Source organism: Pseudomonas sp. LB3P14, assembly GCF_054898045.1.
In genome coordinates, this window is record NZ_CM142714.1 from 2,987,350 (window position 1) to 3,013,383 (window position 26,034).

The following is a 26,034-nucleotide window of genomic DNA, read 5'->3' on the forward strand; positions in this document are numbered from 1 at the left end:
CATTAAAGCTGACCCAGCACCGGCGTGCTCGCCCGTACGTCGGCGTTCTGCCCACGGTGACGCAGCAGGTGATCCATCAGCACGATGGCCATCATCGCTTCGGCAATCGGCGTGGCGCGGATGCCGACGCACGGGTCGTGACGCCCCTTGGTGACGACTTCCACCGGGTTGCCATGGACGTCGATGGAGCGGCCCGGCGTGGTGATGCTCGAGGTTGGCTTGAGTGCCAGGTGCGCGACGATCGGCTGACCCGACGAAATGCCGCCGAGAATCCCGCCCGCGTTGTTGCTGAGGAAACCTTGCGGGGTCATTTCATCGCGGTGTTCGGTGCCGCGCTGGGCAACGCTGGCGAAACCGGCGCCGATTTCCACGCCTTTGACCGCATTGATGCTCATCAGCGCATGGGCCAGTTCGGCGTCAAGGCGGTCGAAGATCGGCTCACCGAGGCCCGGCATCACGCCTTCAGCGACCACGGTAATCTTCGCGCCGACCGAATCCTGGTCGCGGCGCAACTGGTCCATATAGGCTTCCAGCTCCGGGACCTTGTCCGGATCAGGACTGAAGAAGGCGTTCTCTTCCACCGAATCCCAGGTCTTGAACGGGATTTCGATCGGGCCGAGCTGACTCATGTAGCCACGAATGACGATGCCCTGAGTGGCCAGGTATTTCTTCGCGATCGCACCGGCGGCTACGCGCATGGCCGTTTCACGGGCCGAACTGCGACCGCCACCGCGGTAATCGCGCTCGCCGTATTTGTGGTGGTAGGTGTAGTCGGCGTGGGCCGGGCGGAACAGATCCTTGATCGCCGAGTAATCCTTGGACTTCTGGTCGGTGTTGCGGATCAACAGGCCGATGGGGCAACCCGTGGTGCGCCCTTCGAACACGCCGGAGAGGATTTCGACTTCGTCGGCTTCCTGGCGCTGGGTGGTGTGGCGGCTGGTGCCGGGTTTGCGGCGATCCAGGTCACGCTGCAGATCCTCCAGAGAGATCTCCAGGCCCGGCGGGCAGCCGTCGACAATGGCGACCAACGCCGGACCATGGCTTTCGCCCGCGGTGGTGACAGTGAACAGCTTGCCGTAGGTATTGCCGGACATGCAGGACGCTCCGTGAAATCGAACCAAATACGTAATGCGCGCCAGTATACGCAGGCTACCCAACTAGTTCATCCTCGAACCTTATGGGTGCCTGCGAGTCCAACCGGCATCTTGTTCATGATGGCGTGATGATGCTGCGAGTTATAGCCTTGAGCCTTACCCTGTTTACCGGCTTTGTACAGGCCACTGTCCTGCAACGCCCGATCACGTTGGACACCGGCAGCGGCGAGCTTTTCGGCTCGTTATTGCTACCCAAGTCCGACACGCCGGTACCGGTTGTCCTGATCATTTCCGGCTCCGGTCCTACGGATCGTGACGGCAACAACCCCGACGGCGGACGCAACGACAGCCTCAAACGTCTCGCTTGGGTACTGGCCAAACACAACATCGCCAGCGTGCGTTATGACAAACGCGGCGTGGCGGCGAGCCTTGCGGCGACCCCGGACGAACGCAATCTGTCGGTTGAAGCCTATGTGGCCGACGCCGAGGCCTGGGGCCAGAAGCTCAAAACCGATCCGCGATTTGGCCAGCTGATCCTGCTGGGCCACAGCGAAGGCGCCTTGATCGCCAGCCTGGCGGCGCCGAGCCTTGATGCCGCCGCGGTCATCTCCATGTCCGGCAGCGCCCGGCCGATCGATCAGGTGTTGCGCCAACAATTGAGCAATCGTCTGCCGCCCCCGCTGATGCTGCGCAGCAACGAACTGCTCGACAGCCTCAAGGCCGGTCACACCGACGACAACGTGCCGCCGCAGTTGCAGGTCATTTTCCGCCCGAGCGTGCAGCCGTATCTGATTTCACTGTTCCGCCAGGACCCGGCAGCGGCGTTCGCCAAACTGAAAATGCCGGCGCTGATCATCCAGGGCAGCAACGACATTCAGGTCGGCGTGGGTGATGCCAAGGCACTCAAGGCCGCCAAGCCGGACGCCGAACTGGCGCTGATCGAAGGCATGAACCACGTGATGCGCATCGTGCCCAACGACGTGAAGCGGCAATTGGCCTCCTATAAAGATCCGCAATTACCGCTGGCGGCCGAACTCGGCGCGCGAATCCTCGGGTTTATTGACGGACTTCGCACCAGTTAAGCGCTGTTTTAAGCGCTGTTGACCCTCCAGTACTGAAAAAAACGGCCGATAAGCCTTTGTCGCCAGCGCACTGGCTGGCGGCAAGCAGCGCTTGGACAGGATCTCGCCGTTATGACTGATACCCAGACTTCACCCGACACCACTGCTGAAAAAGACGCACCACCAGTGGTCGAGCTGCCATGGGCGGACGTCCACGTCGAGCACCAAAAGATGCTCCGTCTGGCGCCGTTGCAGACCGACCGCAACACCGGTGGACGGCCGCTGCGATTTGTTGAGTTCGGTTACGCCGAACGCAATAACAAGGAACACAGCCTGATGCGCATGAGCATCAAGTTGCCCGGCCAGCGCGTGCGCAAGGAACAGAATCATCTGGACGTGTGGGTCGATCACACCACCAAGCGCGTGCACTTCGGTCCCGACAGCGGCCTGCAAATTGAACCGATGAACCGTGGCATCGGCCGCTTCATGGCCGCTCAGGGCATTACCTGGGCGAAAAAGAGATGGCCCGGCTATACCGTCGACGGCACCGACCTGAACAATAAGGATGCGCTGAACGAAGACACTCGCCTGCGCCGCGATCACTTTTTGCGGATGCACGGTTTCGATGTGGTCTATGCCGACCCGCAGCATTTGAAGGGCAGCGTCAAAGAAGTACAGGTCGGCGACCTGCTGGCTGACTGGAACACGGAAAAACTGCAGGTCGTGGAAATCCTTGAGGCGGCGCAGATGCTCCAGCAAGCCGAGCAAAATCTGGCCGAGCAGGAAGTCAAACTCAAGAAGCACGAAGAAAAGGTCAGTAAGTACAAGCGCGAAGACGCCGGGCTGCGCTTTACCATTACCTGTCTGGTGGCGTTTGCGGTGTTTCAGGCCGGGTTGTTGATCTGGATTGCCACGCACCGCTGATCGCGCAGACCTGATCGTTCCCACGCTCCGCGTGGGAATGCCTCAATGGACGCTCTGCGTCCGCTTTTGGGACGCGGAGCGTCCCGGGCTGCATTCCCACGCAGAGCGTGGGAACGATCATTGCGGGGTTAAACGCGGGAAGCGAACAGTGCCTGATGATCGCGGCACTGCTCCGCCGTCAGCATGAACACGCCATGTCCACCGCGCTCGAAATCGAGCCAGGCGAAGTCGACTTCCGGGTACAGCGCCTCGACGTGAACCTGGCTGTTGCCTACTTCGACAATCAGCAGGCCCTTCTCGGCCAGGTGATCCGCCGCTTCGGCAAGCATGCGACGCACCAGGTTCAAGCCATCATCACCGCAGGCCAGGCCCAGCTCCGGTTCGTGCTGGTATTCGTCCGGCATGTCGGCGAAATCTTCCGCATCAACGTAAGGCGGATTCGACACGATCAGGTCGAAACGCTGCCCCGGCAACCCCTCAAATCCATCGCCCTGCACCGTGTACACCCGCTCATCGACGCCATGGCGCTCGATGTTCTGGTTGGCCACTTCCAGAGCTTCAAAAGACAGGTCGGCCAACACCACTTCGGCGTTCTGGAACTCGTAGGCACAGGCGATACCGATACAGCCGGAACCGGTGCACAGGTCGAGAATCCGCGCAGGTTCGGCGCCCAGCCACGGTTCGAAACGCTTTTCGATCAGTTCGCCAATCGGCGAACGCGGGATCAATACGCGTTCATCAACAATGAACGACATGCCGCAGAACCAGGCTTCACCCAGCAGATAAGCGGTAGGAATGCGCTCCTCGATGCGGCGCTTGAGCAGGCGCTGCAAGTTAACCAGCTCGTCCTCTTCCAGATTGCAGTCGAGGTAGCTGTCAGCGATTTCCCACGGTAAGTGCAAAGCACCCAACACCAGCTGACGAGCTTCGTCCCAGGCGTTGTCGGTCCCATGGCCGAAAAACAGATCCTCCCCATGGAAGCGGCTGACGGCCCAACGGATATGGTCACGCAGGGTACGAAGTCGGGAAGTGATCACGGGGGCAAACTCCAGAAAAAACGACTGGCGATTCTAACAGCCAAAACGCGTCACGACGACGCGGGAAAACTACCGGGGCAAATGTAGGACTGTTCTATTTTTTCGGTTGGTTATTGAACAAAAAGGGACTATTGACAAGGCTGGGAGCCAGCAAAGACGGCGCCTACGATGGTAGCGATTCACAGAAGCGCTCAGCCAGAGGACAATGTCGCAAAAGCCCCACTCAAAGGAGCCCCAGAATGTCCGTTCCAAAAACGATGTTTCAACTCAGCGGCCGCGGTTATGCAGCAGCCGTTCTGAGCCATGCGACCCTTGTCATCATCGATGCCCAGAAAGAATACCTCAGCGGCCCGTTGGCCTTGAGCGGCATGGATGCTGCCGTCGCGAACATCAAGCAACTGGTGGCCGCTGCCCGTGCAGCCGGCCGGCCGATCGTCCATGTCCGCCACCTCGGCACCGTCGGTGGGCTGTTCGATCCACAGGGCGAGCGCGGTGAGTTCATCCCGGGGCTGGAACCGCAGGGCGACGAAACCATCATCGGTAAATTGCTGCCGAGTGCGTTCCACGGCACCGAACTGCTGGAACGCCTGCAGAATCTCGGTTCGCTGGACCTGATCGTGTGCGGTTTCATGAGCCACTCCAGCGTCAGCACCACGGTGCGCGCCGCAAAGAACCTGGGCTTTCGTTGCACGCTGGTGGAAGACGCCTGCGCGACTCGCGACCTGCCTTACAAGGGCGGAGTATTGAGCGCAGACCACGTACAGCAGACCGAAATGGCGATCATGGCGGACAACTTCGCCACCCTCGCCCTGACGCAAGCTCTGATTTGATCAACGCTCGATGAGCGGTCCATGCCGCCGCTCATCCGCAAAAGCCTATCAGGTGCTGTAATTGTCTTAGCCTCAGGAACATCCCGGTCAACTCCCGGTCGAAGGGCCGATACCCATTGAGGAAGGTCGGAATGAAGTTATCCGATGGTTTTGACGCACGCCGCCTGCGGCCTAAAGGCCAACGCAACTGGCGTTTTCGAATCGGCGCGGCATTTGCTGCCTTGCTGGCGATGTGCGGCGTGTTGCTGGCGATGGCCGGCGCTGCCAGCCTGCTCGGCCACGCGCCCGCCTTGGGCGAGCTGAATGCCAGCCCGGCCGGGTCGGCAGTGATTCTGGTGGTTGGACTGTTCGTGCTGTACATCGGCGTGTGGCTATGGCGTCGCTGCCGTCGTCGCTCGCGTCAGTCGCGTGAGCTGAACATCTCCCCGCACCTGATGAAAAAACACGACTGAGCCGTACGCTTCGCGTTTTCTCGCGCCCCGATTCGTCTCGAGTTGGGTAAACTGGCCGCCCTTCGCGGAGGCTGACATGCAAGACGACGATTTTTCCCTGTTCAAAAGCGCGATCCAAGGCGTCAAGCCGATCAAACACGATCGCGCCGAAACCGGCAAACCCAAAGCTGACCGCGCACAAATCGCCAAACTGCGCCAGGCCGCCACCGTGCGCACCGATGCCACCACGGTTGACGGACTGTCCGATCAGTTCGTCATCGATGTTGGCCCGGAAGACGAGCTGATGTGGGCGCGTGACGGTGTTCAGGAAAGCCAGATGCGCAAGCTCAAGATCGGACAGATTCCGTTCGAAGGCAGCCTCGACCTCCATGGCATGAGCGTGGAAAAGGCCCGGGAAACCCTCTGGGCGTTTCTGGCCGAAGCGACCAAATTCGAAATCCGTTGCGTGCGCGTCACCCACGGCAAGGCCGTGCGTCTGGACGGCAAGCGGCCGATGATCAAAAGCCACGTCAACACCTGGCTGCGCCAGCATTCCCAGGTACTTGGGTTCACGTCGTGCCAGGCCAAACACGGCGGCGCCGGCGCGGTTTATGTGATGCTCAAACGGACCATGATGGAAGGTCGCGACGAGTAAAGCTGTCGCATCACTTGCGGGCGTCGTGTCCGCCACCGTACCCCTTGCCCTTTGCCCTTTGCGTAAAGTCCCACAGGTAGTTCCATTTCCCTGGCGTGCCTAAAACGGTGAGCTGTTCGTTCAAAACTATTTATTTTTCTTTTGGGTTTCGCTTTACTGCTTCTTGAATAACAGTAAAAACAGAGCTGTTATGGCAAGCAGTGCACCCGTGAGGAAAGTGCTGTCTGACCCAATGCTTTGCCAAATCCATCCCGCCAGAACGCTGGCGATCAGCATGCATATACCACTGACAAGATTGAAAATGCCGAAGGCCGTGCCCTTGAGTTCCGTGGGCGCTTTATCGGCTACCAGCGAGGCAAGAATGCCTTGGCTAAATCCCATATGAAGGCCCCACAAGGCAACGCCCAGCATCATCGTAATGACAGAACCGGATTGAGCGAGTACCAGATCCGCCAAGACGAGCAACCCCATACCTAAGCAGAGCAATTTGGTGCGAGGGATGCGATCAGATAGCCAGCCGGCAGGATAAGCGGACAGCGTATAAAAAAGTGCCATTACTACCATCACCAGCGGAGTCCAGGTGATCGACAGGCCTATCTGTTGCGCTCGTAATACCAGAAACGCCTCGCTGAAACGAGCAAGTGTAAACACCCCTCCAATTATGACGACCCACCAATACCCAGAGGAGAAGTCGTGAAGGACTCTCCAATGAATTGGAGATCGAAATGTGTGTTCGCTGGCGAGGTGTATGGGCTCTTTTACTCCTGTGACAATGAGAGCCACCGCCACTGCTGCCGGAATCACTGCAAACCACAGGACAAGCTGTATATCTGCGAGCCATAACATAAGCAAGATGGCCAGAGCAGGACCAAGAACAGCCCCTACGGTATCCATCGACTGCCGCAGTCCAAAGCAGGCGCCACGGATTTCTGGTGGCGACACATCTGCAACCAGAGCATCTCGTGGCGCCCCACGAATGCCTTTGCCAATGCGATCCAGCAATCGTGCTGTAAAGACCACGTCCACCGAATGAGCTAAAGGAAAAAGTGGTTTGCTCAGCGCGGCTAAACCATATCCAAGCAACAGCAATCCTTTGCGCCGACCAATAAAGTCGCTGATAGCGCCAGAAAATATCTTGACGAGCATGGCGGTCGACTCGGCAATACCCTCGATCACTCCGACGGCCAATGCACTCGCCCCCAATGCAGTGACCAAAAACACAGGCAGTAAACTGTGTACCAGCTCGGACGATAGATCCATGAATAAGCTGACAAAGCCAAGAGCCCAAATCGTGCGCGGAATACGAAAAGGCTCAGCTTTGGTGTTTGAACATTCGCTACTCATATTTTCATCCCGTACTCATCCGCATCAAGGAGAGACCGAGAAAGCTATCCGACTTGAGACAAACTCAATGAAGCTGCCGTTGCCTCTGTAGTTCTCTCTTCAACCAGGTGTTTGCCGGTTGTACACCTTCTGGACATCGCACTTCATAGGCGCGGCCACTCATACTGCTTTTAGTGGCAGCAAGATCGATGAAGTCTTCTGCGCTGTTCACCATGTTCCTGTCTTCGAGATAATTCAGCTTCTTCTCCAGATGCGCTCGAGCCCGGGGACCTGGGAATTCGCTCCCGTTACGCACAAACAGACACTCACTGTGCTCGACAAAGTCCAGCAAGCCCTTTATCTCTTGAGTGACTTGAGGTGTGGCTTGAGCCTGCGCATTGGCTACGATCGCGATAAGGCTAATACCCGCTGCAATCAGCAATTGGCTGATGGGCCGAGCCGCCGCCCCTATCCACATCTGCATGATTCATCCTCGCCCTGAAAATGGAATGAATGTAACCACCTCCAGGATATCGTGTAACGGAGGGAGCACATCAAAGCAGAAAGGCCCCTTTTTTAAGCTAGAGCATCTTCCCCAGGCCGATCATGCTGCTGAACCACGAATTGAAGCGACGCCACCAACTCCCCGGTTCCCTGGTCAATGTGTGCTGCTTGCCATCATCTTCGGTGCCCCAGACGATCTGACCCTTTTCCAGCCGGGCCTGATAGCTGAGGGCAAGCGCCATACCCTCCAGCGCCAGTTCGCGCACCCGTCTGGCGAGCTGCGGGTTGTCTACCAGCACCCCGACTTCGGTATTCCACAGTAGTGAGCGCGAGTCGAAATTGAACGAGCCGATGAAGGCTTTCTGTTGGTCGAAGACCATTACCTTGCTGTGCAGGCTGGAGTCGGAACTACGGGACCCGCTGCCACTGTGAAACAGATGCGGTCTGCTGCCGCTGCCGCCGTTGTCACCGGGCTGGCGACGCAATTCGAACAGCTGCACACCGTGCTCCAGCAAGGTTTTTCGATAAGGCGCGTAACCACCGTGCGCAACCGGTACATCAGTGGCTTCCAGTGAGTTGGTCAGCAAACTGACTGACACACCGGCATCGGCACGACCGGTCAGGTACACCAGCCCCGGTTTGCCGGGCACCATGTAGGCCGAAACCATGATCAGCTCCTTGCTAACCCCATTAAGCTCAGGTGCCAACTGGGTAGCTAGCAGCAAGTGCGGTTCCGGCTCACCCTTTGACAGCACCTTGCTCGGTGCGTCCCACAACGCCTGGTTCCAGGCCCAGATCAGCTCACTGCGCCAGGTATCCAGGCGCGGATGAGTGGTGTAGGTCATCAACTGTTGATAGAGCGTGTGATTCTGTTTGCGCGTTTCCTCCAGTGATTCGTCCAGTCGCGTCCGGGTATATTTCAGGTCACTGGCTGTCGGCTTGCTTGAGAGAAACTGTTCGATCGGCTTGCTCAGAGCGCTGTTCCAGTACTCGTCGAAGCTATGTCCCAACTGCTCTGCAACCGGGCCAACACTGAGCATGTCGATGTCGGTGAAATTCTTGTTGGGTTCGGCATCGAAATACTCGTCCCCCAGATTGCGCCCACCAACGATCGCCACGCTGTTGTCCGCCACCCACAGTTTGTTGTGCATGCGCCGGTGTTGCTGCGACAGGTTGAATAGCCGGCCCATGGTGCGCGTAACGACGGTGCTGCGACCCAGGTGCAGCGGATTGAACACGCGGATCTGAATCTTGGGGTGTGCGGCCAGCGCCGCGATGATCCGGTCCAGACCATCGCTGGTGGTGTCGTCGAGCAAAATCCGCACCCGGACTCCGCGGTCGGCGGCGTCGAGCAGCTCGCTCACCAGTATTCGTGTGCTGATGCCGTCGTGAACGATGTAGTACTGCAAGTCGAGGCTGCTTTGGGCGTTGCGAATCAGCTCGGCACGAGCGTTGAAGGCCTCGGCGCTATCGGAAAACAAGCGAAAGCCCGATCGGCCCTGATGGGGGGCTGCCTGAGCCTGGATCGAACGGCCAAACGCCGAATCGGTCGCCGGCAGGGCCTGACTCGGTTCGCTAGGGACATTGAGTGTCGTACAGCCACCAAACTGCGAGGCGAGTAACAGAAGAGCAAGCAGGGGCAGTCTGATTCTCACGGAGCGTATTCCGGCCGATGGCGATTAACATATGGACGGGGTTGTTTTGGCAGCGTAGTTCATCCGCAGGCCATTGCGTTTATTTGCCCGAGCCGGAAAAGATACTGCCGACGGCAATCTGTACGCCTCGATCATGCAACGCACGGTTGAGTTTCAAAGACTGAGCCCGCAGCTTTTTCGAGGCACTATGGACTGATCAATCGCAACCCGGTCGAGTCCATAGAGCTGCCGGCGAAGACCAGAAAGCCTATCGACCCATTCACGGTGGACGAGGCCGACAAGGAGCAGCGGCGGGTCAACGTGTGTCGGATCGTCGCGGACTACCAGATCGAGGAGCGCACCAAAACCCGCAATGCCCGCCGGGTCATGCTCAAAAGTCGCGCCCTGCACGCCATTGAGGAGGCCGAGCGTGTGGCCCAGCAACACGCGAAACAGAGCCGCAGCAGGCAGGCGGACTCACCCTGTGTGTTCCCCCCAACCTGTACTTCGAGTTCATCCAGCAGGCCAGTGTGACCGACCACACTTCCAGGCCGCACTAACCGAATTGGGGCTTCGCGCCCGTCGGCAATACAACTGCCGGCACACATACGCTACCATGTGCCTCATGTCGGGGATGAACCCTGCGTTTATTGCCACTCAGCTCGGTCATAGCATTCAGATGTTGCTGTCGACCTACGCCCGATGGATCAACTCCAGCACCGACCGGGGTGAGCTCGGGAAGCTTGAAAAGAGCTTGATTGGTACAAAATTGGTACAGACAGAAACAGTACCCCTCTGAAACCCTTATGGAATCAGCCCCTGTGACACTGGAACAGAATTACACCGCGATTCTCGGCCAATTGGGCGAGGACGTCTCCCGCGAGGGCCTGCTCGACACGCCAAAACGTGCCGCCAAAGCCATGCAGTACCTCTGCCGCGGTTATGAACAGACACTGGAAGAGGTCACCAACGGTGCCTTGTTCAGCTCCGATAACAGCGAAATGGTGCTGGTGAAGGACATCGAGCTCTACTCGCTGTGCGAACACCATCTGCTGCCGTTTATCGGTAAGGCCCACGTCGCTTACATTCCGAGCGGCAAAGTGTTGGGCCTGTCGAAAGTCGCGCGGATCGTCGATATGTACGCCCGCCGCCTGCAGATCCAGGAAAACCTCAGCCGCCAGATCGCCGATGCGGTCCAGCAAGTCACCGGCGCCCTGGGCGTTGCAGTGGTGATCGAGGCCAAGCACATGTGCATGATGATGCGCGGTGTGGAAAAACAGAATTCGTCGATGATCACCTCGGTGATGCTGGGTGAGTTCCGCGAAAACGCCGCCACCCGCAGCGAGTTTCTCAGCCTGATCAAGTAATTCGCAGCACGAAGAAAACCGGCATTCATCGCCGGTTTTTTTTCGCCCGCGAAAATCAGGTAAGCTGCGCGCCTTCTTTGCCCCTGTGAGGCTTATACCGTGTTCGTAAAAGCGCTTCGTGTCGGCCTTGGCCAACTGATCATCTTCATCGACTTCATCACCCGCCCCGGCAAAAAGCAGCGCCCTGCCGAGGTTCAGGCTCAGGTCAACACGGCTGCCAAGGGCCTGACCCTGTATCAGTTCCACGCCTGCCCGTTCTGCGTGAAAACCCGCCGCACCCTGCGCCGCTTGAACGTGCCGGTGGCGTTGCGCGATGCGAAGAACAACGAACAGGATCGCCAGACCCTGCTGGAACAAGGCGGCAAGATCAAGGTTCCGTGCCTGCGCATCGAAGAGAATGGCCAGACCACCTGGATGTACGAGTCCAAGGTGATCATTGATTATCTGGACAAGCGGTTTGCCGCAGCCTGAAGCAACACAGATTTCAGATAAAAATAAACCGGCCCTTTGGCCGGTTTATTTGTTTTTATACCCTCTCTCACCAGCAGCCTCAGGCCGCTTGCGCTGCCTGGGCCTGACGCACGACCGCGGCCAGTCGCTTAAGCCCTTCGTCCAGCCTAACCGGGTCGATATGGCTGAAGTTCAGTCGCAGATGCCCTGGATTGTGGTCTGGCTCAGGGAAGAATGGCTCGCCCGGCATGAACGCCACCTCCGCTGCCAGTGCAGCCTTGAGCAACGTACGCGTGTCCAGCGGCTGCTTGAGTGTCAGCCAGAAAAACAGTCCGCCCTGGGGCACGTTCCAGTCCGCCAAATCAGCAAAATGCATTTCCAGGGCTGACTGGAACGCGTCCCGACGAGCCCGGTAGAAGTCCCGCAGCTCGCTCAAGTGATGCTGGAATTTTTCGGTGCCGATCCATTGCAGCGCTTGCCACTGGCCGACGCGACTGGTGTGCAGGTCGGCTGATTGTTTGAGCCGCAGCAAATGCGGGAACAGGTCCGGACTGGCGATCAGATAGCCGACTCGCAATCCGGGCAACAGGGTTTTCGACACGGTGCCGGTGTAGATCCAACTGGCCTTTTTCAAGCGACTGACAATCGGTGTGGCGCTACCGCCATCAAAGGTCAATTCGCGGTAAGGCTCGTCTTCGATCAAGGTCACGCCGAACTCGTCGAGCAAGGCGGCCACGGCATCGCGCTTGGCTTCGCTGTAGCGCACGGCCGACGGGTTCTGGAAGGTCGGGATCAGGTAGATGAACGCCGGACGGTGTTTTTCCAGACGAGCACGTAGTTGCACCATGTTCGGGCCATCGACCTCCAGCGGGACAGTGATGCAGTCGGCGCCGAACAGCTGAAAAATCTGCAAGGCCGCAAGATAAGTCGGCGCCTCGAGCAAAATCTCGGTGCCTTTATCGATGTACAGCTTGGCCGCCAGATCGAGGGTTTGCTGGGAGCCGCTGACCACCAATACCTGACTCGCCTCGCACGGCACGCCCAGCGCCCGCGCCTCTGCTGCCAGCACTTCACGCAGCGCCGGCTCACCTTCACTCATCCCGTATTGGCCCATGGACAATGGCATGTCGGCCCACTCGACTTTCGGCAGCATGGCTTCGGCCGGCAAGCCGCCGGCGAACGACATCACTTCCGGGCGCTGGGCGGCAGCGAGGATTTCACGGATCAAAGAACTTTTAAGGCGCGAGACACGTTCGGAAAATGCCATGGGGGTCACCGGTAGCGAGGCCTGAAGGAAATGAGTCAAACTGGTTGACCGAAATTACGACAGACTGAACGGATACGTCAATATGCTTGACCTTAAAAACCCCAGCACCCAACAACAAGCGATGGAAGCGTTTTTCTTCGGTTACCAGGCGTTCACCGCGAAGGCCGACGAGATGCTTGAGCGTCGTGGCTTGAGCCGGGTGCATCAACGCATCGTGTTTTTCATCGCTCGCTACCCGAACCTGAGCGTCAAGGAACTGCTGGCGTTGCTCGGGGTGACGAAGCAGGCGCTGAACATTCCGCTAAGGCAATTGGTGGAAATGCAGCTGGTGAACAGCGTCGCGTCCGAGACCGACAAGCGTAAGCGATTGCTGGAACTGACCGACGACGGCGCGCGGTTTGAGCAGTCGTTGCGGCGTGAGCAGGTGAAATTGCTCGAGCGGGTGTTTGCCGAAGCCGGGGAGACGGCGGTGAATGGGTGGTTGGCGGTGAATTTGGCGCTGGGAAAAACCCAAGTGCTCACAGACTGATCGTTCCCACGCTCCGCGTGGGAATGCCGCCAGGGGACGCTCTGCGTTCCGCTTCGGATGTGACGCAGCGCGTCACGGGATGCATTCCCACGCAGAGCGTGGGAACGATCATCCAGCGCACCTCTTCGGCGATATATCCCTATTGCCAATCTTTTCGTCTACAAAATCAAAAACATTATTTGCTTTATTTGTATACAAAAGCATAATCCACCTCGTGCGAGTTCCTGACCAAGCGGTCAACAAATTCGCAAGTGCCTCAAAGGGCCGCTGCCACCCTCTGGGTCCGGCCCTGGAAATAACAATAAAACTCTTGAGGAGTATTCGCTGTGGAAAGCCGCAAATCCGAAGCCCCTACGCTGGAACTCTCGCCGCCGTTACGCAATGGCTGGCTGGAGCGCATCTTCAAACTCAGCTTGCATGGCACCACGGTGAAGACCGAGCTGATTGCCGGTCTGACAACCTTCATCACCATGGCTTACATCATCTTCGTCAACCCCAACATCATGGCCGACGCCGGGATCGATCACGGTGCCGCGTTCGTCGCCACCTGCATCGCCGCCGCGCTGGGTTGCCTGTTGATGGGCCTGTATGCCAACTGGCCGGTCGGCCTCGCGCCGGGCATGGGCCTGAACGCCTTCTTCACCTACACCGTGGTTGGCACCATGGGCTACAACTGGGAAACCGCTCTGGGTGCGGTGTTCGTTTCCGGTGTGTTGTTCATGTTCCTGACCTTTTCGCGGATTCGCGAATGGCTGCTCAATAGCATTCCAGTCAGTTTGCGCTTTGCCATGGGTGCCGGTGTGGGCTTGTTTCTGGGGCTGATCGGCTTGAAAACTGCGGGCATCGTGGTCGACAGCCCCGCCACCCTGATCAAGCTCGGCTCCCTGCGCGAACCTGGCCCGCTGCTGGCAGCCGTCTGCTTCCTGATGATCGCCGTGCTCAGCTACCACAAAGTGTTTGGCGCGATCCTCATCAGCATCATCACCGTAACCCTGGCAGGTTGGGGCCTGGGCCTGGTGCACTACGAGGGCATCATGTCCGCCCCGCCGAGCCTGGCGCCGACCTGGATGGCCATGGACATCGCTGGCGTGTTCAATGTCAGCATGATCAGCGTGGTGCTGGCCTTCCTCTTCGTGCACATGTTCGACACCGCCGGCACCTTGATGGGCGTCGCCCAGCGCGCCGGTCTGGTAAATGCTGACGGCAAGATTGAAAACCTCTCCCGTGCCCTGAAAGCCGACAGTGCTTCCAGCGTATTCGGTGCGATGGTCGGCGTTCCGCCGGTCACCAGCTATGTGGAAAGTGCCGCGGGTGTAGCCGCTGGTGGTCGGACTGGTCTTACCGCCGTGACCGTAGGTGTGCTATTTATTGCCGCAATGTTTTTCGCACCGCTGGCTGGCATGATCCCCGCGTATGCAACCGCCGGTGCGCTGATTTATGTGGCGATGCTGATGATGGGCGGCATGGCTCACATCGAATGGGACGAAGCGACTGACAGCATTCCGGCGATCGTCACCGCGATCATGATGCCCCTGACCTTCTCGGTCGCCGACGGCATTGCTCTGGGCTTTATCACGTATGTGGTGCTGAAGGCTTTCACCGGCAAGCACAAGGAAATTTCCGTCAGCCTGTGGGTGCTTTGCGCGATCTTCATCGCCAAGTTCATTTTCTTGTAAGCCGTCTACGTTTCAAAAACAGTGTTTCAAAACAGCCTCACCCCGTCGGGTGAGGCTTTTGTGCAAATGGAGGAAAGTGATGAGTCTGGAAACCTGGCTGCTGTTCAGCGGCGCTGCGCTGGTGGTGATCCTGATCCCTGGGCCACTGTCTTTGCTGATGATCAGCAACAGTCTGAATTACGGTTTGCGCCGTTCTTACCCGGCGTTTCTCGGGGGCGTGATTGCGTCGATCTGTTTGCTCAGTGCTTCGGCACTGGGTTTGGGCGCCTTGCTGCTGGCGTCGGAACAGCTGTTCAGCGCGCTGAAAATCGTCGGTGCGCTGTACCTGTTCTACCTCGCCTGGCAGAGCTGGCAGCAGTCACGTCAACCGTCGGTGGGTGCCGAAGTGCCGCAGGCGCCTGCAGTACCGCGTTTCCGTGCACTGTTCGGGCGAGCCTTCGTACTGGGCGCCAGCAACCCGAAAGACATTCTGTTCTTTGCTGCGTTTCTGCCGCAGTTCCTCAGCGCCGAGCAGCCGTTTTTGCCGCAATTGCTGGTGATGATAGCGACCTGGACGATGTTTGATTTGCTGTGCAAGTTGGCCTACGGCCTGGGCGCCCATGGCGCGGCGCGTTATCTGCGTAGCGGCAAAGGCCAGAGCTGGTTCAACCGCATGAGTGCCGGTTTGTTTGCCAGTGCAGGAACCGCCTCCTTGCTGAGCAGTCACTGACATTCGAAGTTGTAACTTCGACTTTCGTTCTGCTATTGCTGCCCTTCCACCTCGCCATGTCTTTGTGCGAATGGCAGCAACTTTACGCCACGCTTCTATTTTATCTATTCGACTATATTCCCCAAGGTTGCCACTTCAACTTCGGCAACACTTCGCAATGACCACTGGATATACATACGCTTCAGTCACCCCATAAGATGACTGCGCAATCCAGCATAATCGCCAGAACAAGGATGTTCATAATGGCCACGATTTTCCAGGCATCAACACTGCAGCACGATGACGCTGTGGAGTTGACGGATATAGACTTTCGCACTAACGAACTCACGCCCGCCACTATCGATTTCAAGGACAGCGGCACTGATCACGTTTCAAACACATCTCAATATGCAGCGCAGCTTAAAGTTGTTGACCAACTCTTCGGCCCGCTCGAAATCGGCTCTTTTTCAATAACCCGCTCAGCGCTGGATGCATTGGGTGCGACCATTGGCGGATTGCCCCTGGAAGGTAGCAATACATTTTTTCGCGTGCCCAAACGTTCCTTTATCAACGCCTTGCAGTTCAGTGCCAGCGCTATAGAAACGCGCATGAAAGCCACCACTGCAGCGGACGATTACAACTTGCCATCGTTGCTCTTCGAGATCGCAAGCCGACGGCCGATGACTGCCCCTGTTCTGCTGAGGGATGAAACCAGGACGGCGGACAAATCCGGAAGCTACAGGCTCAAGCTGGAAAAACTACTCAACGCGGCGCAAAAGCTCGATGTGCGCCGCGCAAACATGCCCAAAAACACGCCCTCCTGGGTCAATCGAGTCAAGAGCAGCAGCATGGCGAGCACCGGTGTTGGACTTCAGGCCTTTGGTCTCTACAGCGGTTTGCGGGGTCTTCAGGATGCCATAAAGAACAAAAATTCCTACGAGACCCTCTTCAACAGCGCAAGCATTGCGGTGGAATTAAGTTCCGTCGCCGTTGAAGTGGCCGTGGCCAAAAAAGCCACCCAGATGATCAAAGCCGGGCAACACGCGTACAAGGATTTTACGAAAACCATGGTCGGCGTGCGACTGGGTCGGGCCGGCGGATTGATCGCCGGCGCGCTGACATTGCCGTTCGACATCATTGCGGCGGTCAATGCCTTCGATGCTGCATCTAAAGCGACCGGCAAGGAAGCCACCGCCCACTACGTCAGCGCCGGTTTGAGCATCACCAGCGCCGCCATGACCGTCATCCTTGGCATCGCCGCCCTGGCAGGCTTTTCGTTCGCGGGACCCGTAGGGCTGGTGGCGGGACTGCTACTGGTGGCGGGCTCGCAAATCTGGGGCGCAGTCGGTGCCGTGGACGAAATCGACGACTACATCGAACTCACCACCATTGAGCGTTTGCGTACCGGCTGGTTCGCGTTTTGGGGAATCAGTCCCGACAAAAATGTTCAGGACCTCTACCTGATCGCCAAGGCGGCTTCCGAGCATTCACGAATGCTTCGGGCGATGTCCGAGAAGCTGCTCAATGGCCCCTTGAAGGACAGCACCGAAGTCATCGTCAACGGCAACTTTAATGTCACGATCAAACAGGTTCCGGTGCGAACGACGAGTTGGTGGACCGGAAAACAAACCATCGAACTCGTCGACCGTCCACAAATCAATGATGGTGACGACGTTATCGATGCCCGCTCAGGCGTCAGCAAAGATACGCCCGGCGCAGTTTTCGGCAGCGCGGGCGATCACAAAAGCGTGTTGTGGTTGCTCGGCAAAGGCACCGACACGATTCTAGGCGTCGAGAAAAAACCCAATATTTTTCAATACGCAACCGGGATCAAAGACCTGACCGGTGGCGACAAGGACGACGAGTTTGTTTTCGAGGATTCGGCGCTGCTACTCGCGGACGGGCCAAATGATGCCTTTATCTCAAGACTGGATGGCGGCCCGGGCAGTGACACCCTGGTCATGACCGGGCGGCTGGACGAACTTCCCGATACACGGCTGGGTTATCGCATTGAGCTGGACTATGGACTGATGTCCATCATCACCCTGACTCCCGACAGAAAAGATCGCTGGAACTATCGCCATACGCGACTGGCGAGCATCGAAAACGTGGAAACGCTGGCGGGAGCCAGGAGCGAGGTGAAAGGCACGGATGGCCCGAACATCATTACGGCTCGCGGCAACGATAAAATCGCGGCGGGCGCCGGCGATGACCAGATGTATCTGCTCGGAGGAACCACAATTGCGGATGGCGGGCCCGGGACGGACAGCTATGCGATCACCCACCAGAAAGGCAGTATTTACATTACCGAAGACGGTGTAGAGGACAGCATCATCGCGCTGGACTGGCGGATGGATCTTATCGAGAGCTGGAAGATCGAGGACCTGCGGCTGGTCATCACATCAAGGTTCGATCTCGATGACACCCGCGAAAAAAGGGTCGTTATCGAGGGCGTTTATCAGAACACCGATCACCAGCGAACGTTGCGAAACCGCAAACTGACTTTCATCACCAAAGATCACTTCCATCTGGCTCCTGAACTACCGGATACCCTTCCGGCGGGCGCACTGTGCGACATTGAAGTAGTGATCACTCAACCGGGCAGGGTCCAGCGGCCGATCATTCTGTACAAACCCGAGTGCAAAGTCGCACACGACAAAAACACTCACTATTATGTTTCTCCCTCTGCCGAGCGCATCACGTTCGACGTGACAAGGCCGAGCAAAAGCGCGCTCACTACGATTTACCTCGACGTATCCAGCCATGAACTGAGTCGTATCGAAACGTCCTACAAAGCGGACTTGAGGCGCGAGGTCAACATCAACCGCATCATGTACACGGAGTGCAGCATGACGCTGCACTTCGGTGCGAAACAGTTGGCGTTCAAGAATCTGGCAAGTTCTCTGAGTGTCGGACTACAAAAAATCAACGAACGCCTCACAGCCCCCTCCTTATGGCTGAATCATCATTTCATACTGATACTGAATGACAACGTGTCCTACCGCCTGGTGCAGCCTGGCTTGTCGGTGGATGTGTTCGCCAATGACCGGTTCGAGATAACTGGCCCCCTGTCCTTCACCTGCGAGGTGGCATTACCCCTTACCGCCAGAAATGGAAAGTTTGCCTTCGTACGGCCCCATGACAATGAAGCGCATACACTAGGCACTCGGGAAAAATGCGTCAGGCTCGATGCTCAACCGGAACAGACTGCCGTTGAACACTTGGTGGGCGAAGGCTCGAAATACCTGGTGCATCTCAGCCACGACATGACATGGCGTGTGTCCACGCCCGGCGCTTTGGCCGGTGCCACTCCCCGACTGCCGTACTCTTCCACCTGGGAGTTCGATGCAACGCAGCTTGGAAGCGTCGATATAAAACTCGTCAACAACCGCTTGCACGTTGGCAGTACCGTCATTTATCTGCCTGAATACGACAGTCCTCAGGATCTTATTGATCAGGTATCAGTCATCACGGCAAACGGTATCGTCCACGTTGTCGATCTGATATTCGAGGCTGTTTATATCGGCGGTATTGATGCCCGTTATTTCTTGCCGCCCTCCGATTCCACAAAAGCACTGCCCAAAGAATTGACTGATGCAAACTCCGAGGGTTTGACAGTTACCAATATTGCAATGCGCGACGGTACGCCAGGACTCCTGACTTATCACCCGCAGGAACGGCGATGGATGCTGGAGGACGACAAAGCCCGCTCGATTCAATTGGCGGATTTAAGAGTTGTCAATCATTGCCTGCACCACATCCCGCAGTTCCAGTATTTCGTAAACGTCGCGCTGAAAAATAATCCAGCTCTGGAAGCGGAAGCCCTCACGCGGCTTCGAAGACACAGCCTGCAACTGATGGAAGACAGAACCCTGCGAGAGTAACTGCGCTTTCAAGGTGCAAATACTGACCGCTCAGGTCGACCCTAACTTTCATCAACAACCGCACGTTTTCACGAGCAACTATCCATGGCTAAAACACCAAAGAAAGTTTCCCTGCCCGGTGATTCGCAAACACTTGCAACCATGACGCAAGGTCCGGACAGCCCGAACAGTTTTCACCGTACCCCCGGCCGGATCCTTGTTGAGCAAGGCAGTGATGCCTCGTCAGGCCCGCACTCATTAACCTCATCGCCGGGGAAAACAGGGCGAAAGCCATCCGTCGAGGTCAACGATATGCCGGGATCCGGTGCGCCGCCGGTCGAGACCGCTCATAGCGCCATTGCCTGGCCCAGCGACAGATATGACGAACTGACCCCGTTCGGAGAGCAAACCGGGCTGTTCAACAGCCCCGATCAGCGCGTGTACGCCGAAATCGGCAACGACGGCCGTTTCATGGTCGAACGCAATGGGCAGGGAGAATACTACGTGCCCCTGCCCTTCGCCCCGGGCATACCAGGCCCGATTCTGGCCAGAGTCAGCGGTCAGCCGCGCTGGCGCATCGACCGTCCTGGCTGGACGCAGGGCACGCGAGCCCCAGGCGAAGCTCTGCCAATGGCCGATAGCAGGGGGCAACTGCAAGCCATCAAGCCCATCCCTGCGCCACTGGCGGCTCGACTGCCAAAGGCCGGCGACAAAGACGGTATCCGCTATGACAAACTGGGCCGCGCCTTCGTCGATACGCAGACTGACGGCACGACCCATGTCCGAAAGAACGCCGACGGTGAATATCAGTCGACCGACTTCAGTGAACGGGATCCGTCGGGGCCGCTACTTGAGCGGATCGAAGGAACGGCACTGTGGCGCCAGAAATTGCCGAGCGCAAGCACAGCCAACAAACCTGTCCCCGACGCCGTGGTGGTCGATGATGAACCGGTTCCCGGGCCAAGCAAACGTCCTCGACTCGAAGAACCCAGCGTCTCGGATCTAGCCACTTACGAAAGCCGATCCGTTTCGCAAACTCACCCGCAGACAGCTTACGAGCCTTATGACTGGTTACCATGGGGCCACATCAACAAGCCTGCGGCGGTGGAGTCCGTTCAACTGGGCTGGCTTCATTACGTGACGTTGCCGAGGGGGACGCTGGAAGTCGGGTCGCCCAGGGTCTACTTCCTGCAAAACCCGGCATTTACCCAGACCAGTTTCGATGCATTCGAACGCATGTTGCGCGACACCCCGTGGCTGCAACCGGTCGCCACCTACCGCACCGGCGTCGACCCATCGCAAGCGCGCCCCGGCCGGCGGTTGTTCGGGAAACCCTTTTCCGATTCCGCGCGCGATGCATTCAACGAATTTTCCGAGCTCACCTGCCGGGCTATCGCGCGAAAGGTTTTCGAGCTGGCCGATGATTCGCCGCTTGCCACAACCTCGGGGCTGATGAAACTGAAACTGGTTCTGGATCAATGGCAACGAAAACCGGTCAACGCGGCGCCTGCGTTGGCCGATCCATTGAAACTGCTGCCCGTGACAGAGATTGTGGAGGTCAGCGGCAGAAAGCTAATCCCCTTACCACCCGAAACCGACGGGCCATTGCAAAGGCTCGATTTCGATCCGCGACGTTTTCCCTCGGCGTGGAAGCACTACCTCGCCGATCCGTCCGATTACAATCTCAAGCTTCTGTTCGGCGCTCTCTTGACCCGCAGCGGTTACGAGGTCTTCCCCACGGGGCATGAGCACAAAGGGCCCACACTGGTTTTCAAGCGTGCAGACGATTCCCGTCTGTACGCTCTCAAACTCGGGGTCACCGAGGGCGATGCGCTGGCGCTTAACAACGTGTCAGGCAATGAACTGGCATCCCCTTCCCTAATGTCCAGAATTGGCGGCGATGCGTTTGCGGCGTTGATGACCGCCAATGCGCAAAACAATGTGATCTGGCTGCTGGGCGGCATTCAAAAGACCACGTCGAGTGAACGATCGGTCTTCATTATCCGAGAGCGCTGATCCTTTTCGGCCTTCGCCGGCAATCGGCGAAGGCCTCTTCTCATGTGTAACGCTTCGCATCGTTTTGCTCCCTATGTATAGACATATGTACCGCACCTGATGGCGCCGACCCAAGCAGTATCAACCTCCAAGCCGAGTGGTTTCCCCACTGGTTTACACCGTTGAATCAGCACTTGATCGGAATATTTCTAATGGCAAAACCCCCTATAAAACCCGGCGCGTCCTCCTCATCCGGCACGTCTTCATCCAGTACGCGCCACCCGCCGGGCACGGATCCGAACCCAAGCGAACCCGTCCTGGCCCGACGCCATGATCGACCGGAGCCCCCCGGGGCAAGCACGACCGACTCGCCTGGATCGCTTGAATCCCCGAGCGACATCGTTCGACCGCCCTCCGTAGAGGTGAGCGAGATGGTTTCCGAATCCATCTCGGTCGAATCCGCCATTCGAATGGTTTCCTGGCCCAATGATCAGCTCGACCAGTTGCGTCCCGTCGCAGGCAACACCGGGCTGTTCGAAGGTCCGGATGGCAACACCTACGCCCACCTGGGTGACGAAGGCCATTTCCTGGTGCAACAGAGCTCCGACGGCAACTATCAGGTGCCTCTGCCCTTTGCTCCCGATTTACCAGGCCCGATCCTGAAAAAAATCGAAGGCCAGCCCCTTTGGCGCATCGAACCGCCGAACTGGCTGCCACGAGAGTCAGGTCCCCAGACTGAAGCTATAAACAAACCTGCAAGGCCGACATCACCCACGTTCATTCCTGCGCATCTAGCAGTCAGGTTGACCCCGGCGGCAAACTCCCCGGACGGGATCCGCTACGACAATCGGACCAGAACCTATGTGGATATGCAGGAAGGAACCGTCATGGTTCACATAAAACCGGACGGAAGCTATCAACAGACGTCAGCCAACGAGTCGATCCCGTCCGGACATTTGCTTGAACGGATTCCCGAAACAAATCTATGGCAAAAACTGGAACCAACCGCCACAACGACACAGACAAGGCGTCGACCGAATTCAGGTGAACCCGATCGCGTTGCGGGCCCGAGCAAGCGTCCGCGCTTGGATGAGGATCACAGTTCTTCACCTGATACGGATCCGTTCGCCGAAAACATTCTGGCCAATGAACCGCAGGTGTTGGACTTTTCGAGCAAGCTGTGGCGCAACTGGGGAAAGGCTACAAAGCCTGACTCCGGCCAAACGGTAGAAATAGCCGGGTTGCACTATCCGATCGTGTCGCAGATCGTTCATTCCGGTACGCGCGTCGTCTATTTAAAGCACCCGCGATTCAAACCCGAACGTTTTGACGGGTTCGAGCAGATGCTCCTGGATGATCCATCGCTGCAGCCCCGATGGGCCGCTAAAAGACAAGGTCAATGGAGCGTTATAGAAAGTCGCTTCCCGTTCGAGAAGCCACTGACGCAATACGTCGCCGACTCTGTCGGTTATCTGTCCGAGCAGTCATCCAGAGCGGTTGCCAAAGCCATGTTCAGAGATGCCCGTGATACCGAAGTCATCAACGGTGAAGGACTGCTGATACTGAGTCAGACATTCCGGCACTGGGGTGACAGAGCCTTGCACCTTACCCCCCGACGGAGCCTTGCAGACCCACTGATGATGTTGCCCGAACAGCCAATCATGCGCGATGGCACCACCGGCGGAAGAATCGTGCTGCCCTCGCCGTCTGCGCAACACCTGCAACGACTCGACTTTGATCCGCAGAAGTTCCCGCAAGAATGGAGTGAGTATGCTGCGGCCCCTGGAGATGCGAGCTTGCGGAAACTATTCAAAATCGTTCTGGAAAAAAACGCTTACACGGTAAGTCCGTTGGATTACTCACTGGTCGAGAACGCGCTGGTATTTCACCGGGAAGGACTCGATGCCGTTTTCGTACTGAAACTTCCGCACGTTTCCGCAGACTTTATCCCTCGCTTTACAAGACCGGGCTCCGAAATGACGAGTTCGGTGTCGCAGATGAGGCTCGACGAGGTGGGGCGACAAAGGCTGAACGCGCTGCTCGCACAGGACAAACTCATTTATCTGGTAGGCGGCACTCAACAGCTAAGTCCGGAAAAACAAACCCTGTTCATTCTTAGAGAAGGCTGACGCCTCCTTTGTCAGCGCTCGCGGTATTCCCGCGGGCGCTGGCGGATCCGACGTATCAATTCGCATCAAAGGTGCGCCCGATGTTTGCGCACTGATCACATGACGTCCAGATAAAACAAATCGCCCATAAAGAGCCAGACAGTCAATGAGCCCCAAACGACCAACAAGACCGAAATTCACCTCACCGGAAAGTACCCCTACTGTCCGCGACACGGCACCTGAAATAGTGCCAGGACCTCGTATGAACACAGGCAGTCACGGCGCGGACCAGACAGTTGGCCACCAACCCGGGCAAGTATCTCAGCTTCCTGATTCTCGACCGCCGATGATCGAAATCATCGATCTCCCTGCCGATATGCAAATCCGCCATACCACCACCGAACGCCCGATTGGCAGTTTTTTTCTTGCGCCAAGCCTGGTGAATCGATTGCCGCAACCCGACCTGCAATCCGGATTTCGCTCAGCTGGCCCCTATACCTATGTCGACCTTGTCGAAGGCGCAACGGTGCTGATTGGCAGAGATGCACAGAATCAATTCAGAGCCAGGCTATCGAACGAACTCGTCGCCTCCGGCCCATTGCTTGAACGGGTCGAAGGCACCCCTCAGTGGCGTCGGATACTACCGGGGAGCCGGGCTGGCGCTGACACTTCGCAATTGGTCATCACACGCCGACGACTGCCGGACGATGAACCGCCAATCGTACCGCCAAAGCGTCGTCACACCGACGATGACGAGAGTCCGGTCGCGGGCGAGGAAACGCCCCCCCCTGAGCCGAGCCGTTCATTCTCTGACTCCCGCACCCCGCAGGGTTCCACCATCGGACATTTGCCTGATCCCTGGAAGGGTTGGGGCATTGGCAGCCATAATCCTTCACCCGATGACATCCGCGTTGATGGCATTCAATACAAGGTTGTGCCACGCGGCACACCAAACGATCCGATCGTCTACATCAAGAACCCGACCCATTTCATTTACAACTACGACGTGCTGGACGATATTCTCAGGACAGACTTGCTTCAACAACCACGCGGTGCGATTCGGGTTCCTCCTGCCAATCACTGGGAAATCGATCCGACACTGCCTTTCCAAAGACCATTGACGGAATACGTCGCCACTTACTTTCCTGAGTTGTCAGCGACCTCATTGGGAAATGTGGCGTTTCACCAGTTCCTGCTGGCGAACGGCTCCGAAACCGCCACCGGCTCGGGGCTGACCCTCCTGCGGCAGACCTTCAATGACTGGAAAACCGGAAACATCCATCCACGACCGCAACTGGCGGAGCCGCTGCTGATGCTGCCAATATTGCCGACCTCGGGGGCCGGGACCGTTCGAATTACAGAGCTGCCTCTATCGGTTCCGGGCGGGCCGCTGCAGCGACTGGATTTCGATCCGATACGATTCCAACAGGAATGGCTGTACTACATGAACACTCAATCAGCTGTAGATCTCAAACGGTTCATGGCATCGCTCTTGACCCGTAACGGCTACGCCGTGTTCGACCCCAGCCCTTCGAACTCATTTCCGGCGCTGGTGTTTCAGCGAACGGGACATGACTACGTGTTCTTCCTCAGTCTGCATCGCATCAGAGGCCGAAGAATAAACCAGACGTTAGATCTCGACTCGAACAGTTCCAGCCTTCGATTGAACCTTCAGGTCGGCGCGCGAGCCGCACAGGCCGTGCAAGATGCGCACAAAGCAAACAAAGTCATCTGGCTCAGAGGCGGCTCGCAAATACTGGCCTCCTACCCAGACACAGTCTTCATCGCCAGGGACGGACACTCGAGGCTCTGACAAACTGCCACCGCATCGAACAGGCTCACGCACGTAGCGCGAGCCGCAACCCACGAAAAAAAGCCCGCAGTGTAAGCGGGCGAAAGACCAAAGAAGCTATATGCGCAGTCGCTTCTCGGAGGAGGCAGCTGCTTGGGGGTCAGCTGCCCCGGTACGTGGAATAGCTGTACGGCGAAATCAGCAATGGCACATGGTAGTGATCCTGTTCCGCAGAGATGCCAAAACGCAGCACCACCACATCCAGGAACGCAGGTTCCGGCAGCTGAACGCCACGGGCGCGGTAGTAATCGCCCGCATGAAACTGAACCTGATAGACCCCGGAACGGTAGTCCTCACCTTGCAGCAGCGGTGCATCGACACGGCCGTCGCTGTTGGTCATCGCAGTGGCGACCAGTTCCATTTGCGAACCCTCAACGCGGTACAACTCGACCTTGATCGAGCTGCCCGGGCAACCGTGTGCAGCGTCCAAAACGTGTGTAGTCAAACGTCCCATTGATTCTGCGCGCCTGCCTGCGTGGAGCAGTCAGGCCTCGCGCCTCCCGAAGTCAGTTGAAAAGGAGACCGCACCGATTCGGAGCACGAAAAGCTGCGGCGAGCGACTGATTAAGACACTTTTCAAAAAAATTGTACACAATAAAAACGATATTTTTACCGCCATGCCCGCCATTCAAGGATTCCCGGCGAATCTGCCCGCGAACCATAAGATCAAAGGACCTTTCATCCATTAGCTGACCAACCAGGCAGGTTTCTTGCAATAACATGTGAAGATGACAGTTCATCAAAAA

At 57.6% G+C, this 26,034-nt stretch carries 22 protein-coding genes and 1 pseudogene; 14 read left to right on the top strand and 9 right to left on the bottom strand.

Features of this window, described 5'->3' with window-relative positions; all coding sequences use genetic code 11:
• Positions 1 to 2: 2 nt before the first annotated feature.
• The gene (gene aroC / locus ACYZT5_RS13880; RefSeq protein ID WP_462051599.1) at positions 3 to 1,094 is read right to left on the bottom strand and encodes a chorismate synthase; all 1,092 of its coding nucleotides are present in this window, start codon (positions 1,092 to 1,094) and stop codon (positions 3 to 5) included.
• An 83-nt stretch (positions 1,095 to 1,177) separates the two neighbouring features.
• On the opposite strand from aroC, the gene ACYZT5_RS13885 reads away from it, so the two are divergent.
• Both ACYZT5_RS13885 and ACYZT5_RS13890 read left to right on the top strand, forming a co-directional pair.
• Entirely contained in the window at positions 1,178 to 2,176 is a 999-nt protein-coding gene (locus ACYZT5_RS13885) for an alpha/beta hydrolase (RefSeq protein ID WP_462051600.1), read from the top strand.
• A gap of 111 nt (positions 2,177 to 2,287) precedes the next feature.
• Positions 2,288 to 3,079: a hypothetical protein gene (locus ACYZT5_RS13890; protein ID WP_462051601.1), complete on the top strand. Its 792-nt coding sequence runs from the start codon at positions 2,288 to 2,290 to the stop codon at positions 3,077 to 3,079.
• 128 nt (positions 3,080 to 3,207) lie between these two features.
• Here ACYZT5_RS13890 and prmB read toward each other — a convergent pair whose 3' ends face one another.
• Positions 3,208 to 4,116 (bottom strand): 50S ribosomal protein L3 N(5)-glutamine methyltransferase, encoded by a 909-nt coding sequence (gene prmB, locus ACYZT5_RS13895; RefSeq protein WP_462051602.1) that lies wholly within the window; start codon positions 4,114 to 4,116, stop codon positions 3,208 to 3,210.
• 239 nt (positions 4,117 to 4,355) lie between these two features.
• Between prmB and ACYZT5_RS13900 the strand changes: the two genes are divergently transcribed.
• The 3 genes from ACYZT5_RS13900 to ACYZT5_RS13910 all read left to right on the top strand — a co-directional run bounded on the left by ACYZT5_RS13900 (position 4,356) and on the right by ACYZT5_RS13910 (position 6,032).
• Positions 4,356 to 4,946 carry a cysteine hydrolase family protein gene (locus tag ACYZT5_RS13900; RefSeq protein WP_129436944.1) on the top strand — a complete coding sequence of 197 codons (591 nt, stop codon included), beginning with the start codon at positions 4,356 to 4,358 and terminating at the stop codon, positions 4,944 to 4,946.
• Between the two features lie 131 nt (positions 4,947 to 5,077).
• Positions 5,078 to 5,398, top strand: coding sequence for a hypothetical protein (locus tag ACYZT5_RS13905; RefSeq protein ID WP_462051603.1), 321 nt, complete (start codon positions 5,078 to 5,080; stop codon positions 5,396 to 5,398).
• Between the two features lie 76 nt (positions 5,399 to 5,474).
• Positions 5,475 to 6,032: a Smr/MutS family protein gene (locus ACYZT5_RS13910; protein WP_008146127.1), complete on the top strand. Its 558-nt coding sequence runs from the start codon at positions 5,475 to 5,477 to the stop codon at positions 6,030 to 6,032.
• 153 nt (positions 6,033 to 6,185) lie between these two features.
• Here ACYZT5_RS13910 and ACYZT5_RS13915 read toward each other — a convergent pair whose 3' ends face one another.
• The 5 genes and pseudogenes from ACYZT5_RS13915 to ACYZT5_RS13935 all read right to left on the bottom strand — a co-directional run bounded on the left by ACYZT5_RS13915 (position 6,186) and on the right by ACYZT5_RS13935 (position 9,940).
• A complete protein-coding gene (locus tag ACYZT5_RS13915; protein ID WP_462051604.1) occupies positions 6,186 to 7,376 on the bottom strand; it encodes an MFS transporter in 1,191 nt (396 codons plus the stop codon).
• Between the two features lie 64 nt (positions 7,377 to 7,440).
• A complete protein-coding gene (locus tag ACYZT5_RS13920) occupies positions 7,441 to 7,839 on the bottom strand; it encodes a YfeK family protein (protein WP_462051605.1) in 399 nt (132 codons plus the stop codon).
• A gap of 97 nt (positions 7,840 to 7,936) precedes the next feature.
• A complete protein-coding gene (locus ACYZT5_RS13925; protein WP_462051606.1) occupies positions 7,937 to 9,514 on the bottom strand; it encodes a phospholipase D family protein in 1,578 nt (525 codons plus the stop codon).
• Between the two features lie 24 nt (positions 9,515 to 9,538).
• Positions 9,539 to 9,674 (bottom strand): annotated as a pseudogene (locus tag ACYZT5_RS13930) (hypothetical protein); the annotation flags it as partial.
• On the bottom strand, positions 9,668 to 9,940 hold the full coding sequence (locus tag ACYZT5_RS13935) for a hypothetical protein (RefSeq protein ID WP_462051607.1): 273 nt from the start codon (positions 9,938 to 9,940) through the stop codon (positions 9,668 to 9,670). The gene ACYZT5_RS13935 and the pseudogene ACYZT5_RS13930, both read right to left, overlap by 7 nt.
• Positions 9,941 to 10,314: 374 nt before the next feature.
• On the opposite strand from ACYZT5_RS13935, the gene folE reads away from it, so the two are divergent.
• On the top strand, positions 10,315 to 10,860 hold the full coding sequence (folE, locus tag ACYZT5_RS13940; RefSeq protein WP_010456659.1) for a GTP cyclohydrolase I FolE: 546 nt from the start codon (positions 10,315 to 10,317) through the stop codon (positions 10,858 to 10,860).
• 99 nt (positions 10,861 to 10,959) lie between these two features.
• Complete coding sequence (locus tag ACYZT5_RS13945; protein WP_449645452.1) at positions 10,960 to 11,331, top strand: glutathione S-transferase N-terminal domain-containing protein; 372 nt, start codon at positions 10,960 to 10,962, stop codon at positions 11,329 to 11,331.
• Positions 11,332 to 11,410: 79 nt separating this feature from the next.
• Here the strand turns inward: ACYZT5_RS13945 and ACYZT5_RS13950 are convergent, their stop codons facing one another.
• Positions 11,411 to 12,577 carry an aminotransferase-like domain-containing protein gene (locus ACYZT5_RS13950; RefSeq protein WP_462051608.1) on the bottom strand — a complete coding sequence of 389 codons (1,167 nt, stop codon included), beginning with the start codon at positions 12,575 to 12,577 and terminating at the stop codon, positions 11,411 to 11,413.
• An 82-nt stretch (positions 12,578 to 12,659) separates the two neighbouring features.
• On the opposite strand from ACYZT5_RS13950, the gene ACYZT5_RS13955 reads away from it, so the two are divergent.
• The 7 genes from ACYZT5_RS13955 to ACYZT5_RS13985 all read left to right on the top strand — a co-directional run bounded on the left by ACYZT5_RS13955 (position 12,660) and on the right by ACYZT5_RS13985 (position 25,249).
• Positions 12,660 to 13,106, top strand: coding sequence for a MarR family winged helix-turn-helix transcriptional regulator (locus tag ACYZT5_RS13955; protein WP_462051609.1), 447 nt, complete (start codon positions 12,660 to 12,662; stop codon positions 13,104 to 13,106).
• 326 nt (positions 13,107 to 13,432) lie between these two features.
• Positions 13,433 to 14,782, top strand: coding sequence for an NCS2 family permease (locus ACYZT5_RS13960; protein ID WP_462051610.1), 1,350 nt, complete (start codon positions 13,433 to 13,435; stop codon positions 14,780 to 14,782).
• 79 nt (positions 14,783 to 14,861) lie between these two features.
• Complete coding sequence (locus ACYZT5_RS13965) at positions 14,862 to 15,491, top strand: LysE family translocator (RefSeq protein WP_462051611.1); 630 nt, start codon at positions 14,862 to 14,864, stop codon at positions 15,489 to 15,491.
• Positions 15,492 to 15,733: 242 nt separating this feature from the next.
• Positions 15,734 to 19,354 carry a calcium-binding protein gene (locus ACYZT5_RS13970; protein WP_462051612.1) on the top strand — a complete coding sequence of 1,207 codons (3,621 nt, stop codon included), beginning with the start codon at positions 15,734 to 15,736 and terminating at the stop codon, positions 19,352 to 19,354.
• A gap of 84 nt (positions 19,355 to 19,438) precedes the next feature.
• Entirely contained in the window at positions 19,439 to 21,349 is a 1,911-nt protein-coding gene (locus ACYZT5_RS13975) for a hypothetical protein (protein ID WP_462051613.1), read from the top strand.
• A 410-nt stretch (positions 21,350 to 21,759) separates the two neighbouring features.
• The gene (locus ACYZT5_RS13980; protein WP_462051614.1) at positions 21,760 to 23,457 is read left to right on the top strand and encodes a hypothetical protein; all 1,698 of its coding nucleotides are present in this window, start codon (positions 21,760 to 21,762) and stop codon (positions 23,455 to 23,457) included.
• 241 nt (positions 23,458 to 23,698) lie between these two features.
• On the top strand, positions 23,699 to 25,249 hold the full coding sequence (locus tag ACYZT5_RS13985) for a hypothetical protein (RefSeq protein WP_462051615.1): 1,551 nt from the start codon (positions 23,699 to 23,701) through the stop codon (positions 25,247 to 25,249).
• A gap of 139 nt (positions 25,250 to 25,388) precedes the next feature.
• On the opposite strand, the gene uraH is transcribed toward ACYZT5_RS13985, so the two are convergent.
• Positions 25,389 to 25,742: a hydroxyisourate hydrolase gene (uraH, locus tag ACYZT5_RS13990; protein WP_462051616.1), complete on the bottom strand. Its 354-nt coding sequence runs from the start codon at positions 25,740 to 25,742 to the stop codon at positions 25,389 to 25,391.
• Between the last annotated feature and the right edge of the window lie 292 nt (positions 25,743 to 26,034).